This is a genomic window from Aneurinibacillus thermoaerophilus, from assembly GCF_019603355.1.
In the GTDB taxonomy this organism is placed as follows: domain Bacteria; phylum Bacillota; class Bacilli; order Aneurinibacillales; family Aneurinibacillaceae; genus Aneurinibacillus; species Aneurinibacillus thermoaerophilus.
Genome location: NZ_CP080764.1, coordinates 670,001 through 675,000, shown reverse-complemented (window position 1 = coordinate 675,000; position 5,000 = coordinate 670,001). Strand labels below are relative to the sequence as shown.

2 protein-coding genes, 2 tRNA genes and 3 rRNA genes (2 of these 7 running past the window's edge) are annotated in these 5,000 nt (G+C 46.8%); 1 reads left to right on the top strand and 6 read right to left on the bottom strand.

Translation table 11 applies throughout. From position 1 onward, the window contains the following. The 4 genes from K3F53_RS03575 to K3F53_RS03560 all read right to left on the bottom strand — a co-directional run. Positions 1–790, bottom strand: a 23S ribosomal RNA gene (locus tag K3F53_RS03575) (it extends 2,146 nt beyond the left edge of the window). A 152-nt stretch (positions 791–942) separates the two neighbouring features. Next, positions 943–1,057, bottom strand: a 5S ribosomal RNA gene (rrf, locus tag K3F53_RS03570). 7 nt (positions 1,058–1,064) lie between these two features. Next, positions 1,065–1,140, bottom strand: a tRNA-Ala gene (locus tag K3F53_RS03565). A 136-nt stretch (positions 1,141–1,276) separates the two neighbouring features. Next, positions 1,277–2,817: ribosomal RNA gene (locus K3F53_RS03560) — 16S ribosomal RNA — on the bottom strand. Together the 16S, 23S and 5S rRNA genes with 1 tRNA gene alongside form the textbook arrangement of a ribosomal RNA operon. A 778-nt stretch (positions 2,818–3,595) precedes the next feature. Between K3F53_RS03560 and K3F53_RS03555 the strand changes: the two genes are divergently transcribed. Next, positions 3,596–3,949, top strand: a complete 354-nt coding sequence (locus tag K3F53_RS03555; protein ID WP_057899780.1) for a DUF2614 family zinc ribbon-containing protein — start codon at positions 3,596–3,598, stop codon at positions 3,947–3,949. Between the two features lie 362 nt (positions 3,950–4,311). Here K3F53_RS03555 and K3F53_RS03550 read toward each other — a convergent pair whose 3' ends face one another. Continuing rightward, positions 4,312–4,743, bottom strand: a complete 432-nt coding sequence (locus K3F53_RS03550; protein WP_057899781.1) for a Fur family transcriptional regulator — start codon at positions 4,741–4,743, stop codon at positions 4,312–4,314. A 217-nt stretch (positions 4,744–4,960) separates the two neighbouring features. Then, positions 4,961–5,000, bottom strand: a tRNA-Leu gene (locus K3F53_RS03545); it runs 46 nt beyond the window's last position.

Genomic DNA, 5,000 nt, shown 5'->3' with positions numbered 1-5,000 from the left:
CGTGGGTTCGGGCCTCCAGTGCGTGTTACCGCACCTTCACCCTGGACATGGGTAGATCACACGGTTTCGGGTCTACGGCTACGTACTCATGCGCCCTGTTCAGACTCGCTTTCGCTGCGGCTCCGGCCTATCCGCCTTAACCTTGCACGCAACCGTAACTCGCCGGTTCATTCTACAAAAGGCACGCCGTCACACATAGACAGTGCTCCGACTAGTTGTAGGCACACGGTTTCAGGTTCTGTTTCACTCCCCTTCCGGGGTGCTTTTCACCTTTCCCTCACGGTACTGGTTCACTATCGGTCGCCAGGGAGTATTTAGCCTTGGGAGATGGTCCTCCCGGATTCAGACGGGGTTTCCCGTGTCCCGTCCTACTCAGGATCCACTCAGGAGAGGATGAAGTTTCGAGTACAGGGCTGTTACCTTCTATGGCTGACCTTTCCAGATCGATTCTTCTACCTCATCCTTTTGTAACTCCGTATAGAGTGTCCTACAACCCCGGAAGGCGAACCTTCCGGTTTGGGCTGTTCCCCGTTCGCTCGCCACTACTAAGGGAATCGCATTTGCTTTCTCTTCCTCAGGGTACTTAGATGTTTCAGTTCCCCTGGTGTGCCTCTCGCTGCCCTATGGATTCAGGCAGGAGTCCTTCCCCATTACGGGAAGTGGGTTTCCCCATTCGGACATCTCCGGATCAACGCTTGCTTACAGCTCCCCGAAGCGTTTCGTCGTTTGCCACGTCCTTCATCGGCTCCTGGCGCCAAGGCATCCACCGTGCGCCCTTCGTAGCTTAACCACATTGAAGGGTTTCTTTTATGGAATCCTTGTTTTGCGCGTGTTTCTTCTGTATCCAGTTTTCAAGGTACAACTTCTATGATGGGTTTAGAATGAGTACGTACTTTTTGTTTACAGGCAAAACTCACAAACAAAAAAGATACGTTCATTCCAGCCTGGCAACGTCCTACTCTCCCAGGGCATACGCCCAAGTACCATCGGCGCTGAAGGGCTTAACTTCTGTGTTCGGGATGGGAACAGGTGTGACCCCTTCGCTATCGTCACCAGACATCGTATGGTGGAGGCAAGCGGGATCGAACCGCTGACCTCCTGCTTGCAAGGCAGGCGCTCTCCCAGCTGAGCTATGCCCCCAGAATGCAAATGAAAACACCGACATTCCAACAAAACATTGTATGTTTTCATCGGTCGTCTTCATATTTTCTTTTTGTAGGAACGAAGTTCCTTCAAAACTGAACAGTGAATACTCGTGCGTGCCGAGACTCCGTAGAAAGGAGGTGATCCATCCGCACCTTCCGGTACGGATACCTTGTTACGACTTCACCCCAATCATCTGCCCCACCTTCGGCGGCTGGCTCCAAAAGGTTACCTCACCGACTTCGGGTGTTGCAAACTCTCGTGGTGTGACGGGCGGTGTGTACAAGACCCGGGAACGTATTCACCGCGGCATGCTGATCCGCGATTACTAGCGATTCCGGCTTCATGCAGGCGAGTTGCAGCCTGCAATCCGAACTGAGAACGGTTTTTAGGGATTGGCTCACCCTCGCGGGTTGGCACGCCCGTTGTACCGTCCATTGTAGCACGTGTGTAGCCCAGGACATAAGGGGCATGATGATTTGACGTCATCCCCACCTTCCTCCGTCTTGTCGACGGCAGTCTCCTTAGAGTGCCCAACTGAATGCTGGCAACAAAGGACAAGGGTTGCGCTCGTTGCGGGACTTAACCCAACATCTCACGACACGAGCTGACGACAACCATGCACCACCTGTCACCGCTGTCCCGAAGGAAACCTCCATCTCTGGAGGGGTCAGCGGGATGTCAAGCCCTGGTAAGGTTCTTCGCGTTGCTTCGAATTAAACCACATGCTCCACCGCTTGTGCGGGTCCCCGTCAATTCCTTTGAGTTTCAGCCTTGCGGCCGTACTCCCCAGGCGGAGTGCTTATTGCGTTAGCTGCGGCACTGAGGAGGTGAACTCCCCAACACCTAGCACTCATCGTTTACGGCGTGGACTACCAGGGTATCTAATCCTGTTTGCTCCCCACGCTTTCGCGCCTCAGCGTCAGTTACAGGCCAGAGAGCCGCCTTCGCCACTGGTGTTCCTCCACATCTCTACGCATTTCACCGCTACACGTGGAATTCCGCTCTCCTCTCCTGCACTCAAGCTCCCCAGTTTCAGATGGCCCTCCACGGTTGAGCCGTGGGCTTTCACACCTGACTTAAGAAGCCGCCTGCGCGCGCTTTACGCCCAATAATTCCGGACAACGCTTGCCCCCTACGTATTACCGCGGCTGCTGGCACGTAGTTAGCCGGGGCTTTCTCGTCAGGTACCGTCAGACCGGGAGGTCATCCCGGCGGTTCTTCCCTGACAACAGAGTTTTACGATCCGAAGACCTTCCTCACTCACGCGGCGTTGCTCCGTCAGACTTTCGTCCATTGCGGAAGATTCCCTACTGCTGCCTCCCGTAGGAGTCTGGGCCGTGTCTCAGTCCCAGTGTGGCCGTTCACCCTCTCAGGTCGGCTACGCATCGTCGCCTTGGTAGGCCGTTACCCCACCAACTAGCTAATGCGCCGCAGGCCCATCTGTACGCGGCTCAAAAGCCTTTCCATGCCGAACCATGCGGTTCGGCATCCTATCCGGTATTAGCTCCGGTTTCCCGGAGTTATCCCGGTCGTACAGGCAGGTTGCCTACGTGTTACTCACCCGTCCGCCGCTAACCTCAGGAATGCAAGCACTCCATCGGTTCGCTCGACTTGCATGTATTAGGCACGCCGCCAGCGTTCGTCCTGAGCCAGGATCAAACTCTCCAAAAAAGTTGAAGATTGATACGCAAGCTCGTAAGCTAGCCAATAAAGTAAAGAATGTTTTTCGGGCCCCATAAAAGTGCCTGAAATCAACTTTGAAGCTGACCTTCACTTTCATGGGATATTTACCTCGCACACAAACGAGTGTCACTGTTCAGTTTTCAAGGAACTTCTTTTTCATTGCCACCGCGTTTCAGCGGCGACTTTTTCATTCTATCAAATCAATTGTTTTTTTGCAATACCTTTTTTAAAAAACTTTTTTCCAAACTCTCCATATTTGCCCCATTTTTTTAACAGAGACAAATAAAAATATATCATAAAGATTAGTTATCAGTCAATATTTATTTTTTACACCGTCAATGAATCAATGAGCTTATATCTAACCAGTAATCCAAACGATGTCGCAACTTTAATGAAGAAATTTGTAATAACGAAGCTTTCATTTGGTTTATTTGATCGCAGAATAAACGATAGTTATATAACGAATAAATGTTGCCTACTTCTTGGTTATACAAACAAATGTCTCTTTTTCTGTTTACTACTATAAACAGCACAGTAAATAAATCTTAGATAATATTACAAAAAACGATCTTATATTTTCTATTTCGACATCAGTTCTTAATTAACCTTTCACCATTGACATAGTGTTAATGATAATTTAATATAATTTATGTACATTTCTTTTACTCTTCCTGAGGTACTAACTATCCTCCTCATCTATTTGAGGAGGCTTTTTTTTTGGAAATTATGCTATAATTTCGAAGAAAGCCTACAGGAGGGACGAAAAATGTTATTTTCGGGAAAACTAAATAAGCTGAGAACCCTTGCCCTTGGAATGGTTTTTATTGGTGTTATTATTATGTACATTGGTTATGCTGCTTTCGTCGGGTTTTTAGGCCCATGGTTTGCTGATAATACGATTATTATGGCGTTTTTTCTAGTCCTTGGCTTCCTCAGCATCATAGGGAGTACTGTTATGTACATATGGTTGGGATTAGTTTCTACAAAAGCTACTCGAGTATATTGCCCAAAATGCGGCAAGGTGACCAAAATTGTCGGAATGCGAGATGAGTGCATGTTTTGCAAACAAATGTTATCTCTCGACCCTGCCGATGCTCCAGGTAACCGCCAAACAACATAATTACAAATAAAAGCTTGCTCGGATGAACTACGTAGCAAGCTTCTATTTGTAAGAATTTTTTATTTTTACGCTTTAAAGAAGCTTAGTAAGACGTTATCAGAGTTGTTGACTATCCAACAATTATTATTTAGAGAGTGAGGAATATGCCTTCCCTTTTTATTCAATATCGAAGCGTCCAAAAACAAAATAGTGAACTTAGGCAATCTCCATCTTGAATGAGCTAGCAGTTTTGCGGGCACCGCTCTTGGTTCGAAGATGTAAGCACACCAAACTTATTCGCTGAAAGACAACACGAGCGCAAGAAGAAGGGGCGTATTCTCATCATAAATCCTAGATATAAACACCCTCAAGAAGTTATATAGTTACTGTTTAATGCGACAATCTTCACACAATCCATAAACTTCCAATCGATGGGAAGAAACTTCAAAACCTGTAGCTTTGGCAGCTTCTTTTTCAACTTGAGCAAGCGAAGGATAATAAAAATCCTTTACCGCTCCACAGTTTGTACAAACTGCGTGATAGTGTTCATTCATATTTGCATCGTAACGACTGGAAGCATCCCCATATGTCAATTCCCGCACTAATCCAACATCTTTAAAAACACGCAGATTGTTATATATAGTAGCCACGCTCATATTAGGAAATTTCTCCTCCAGCGATTTATATATCTCATCAACTGTCGGATGAGACATCGTCTTTAACAAATAACTTAAAATCGCATGACGTTGAGGAGTCATCCGCACCCCAGCATCCCTTAATTTCGCCAACGCTGTTTGCAACGCTTCTGCGGACATGAGTCATGCACCTCTTTCTAAAGAAGAAATTAATTTCTTTTTAAAATATTTATAAATAGTGTAAGTCTCAATACAACAAGTTGTCAACTGAGAAGGGACAAGGGGATAAAAAGTAAATAAAAAACGCTGAGTTATGCTCAGCGTAGCTTTTTCTTAAAATATTTAAAACAATATTTAAGCTATGAAACAATCTCAACAAAGTTCAAATGAAAATAGATGGTGCGGTCGGCGAGACTCGAACTCGCACGGTCAGGGAC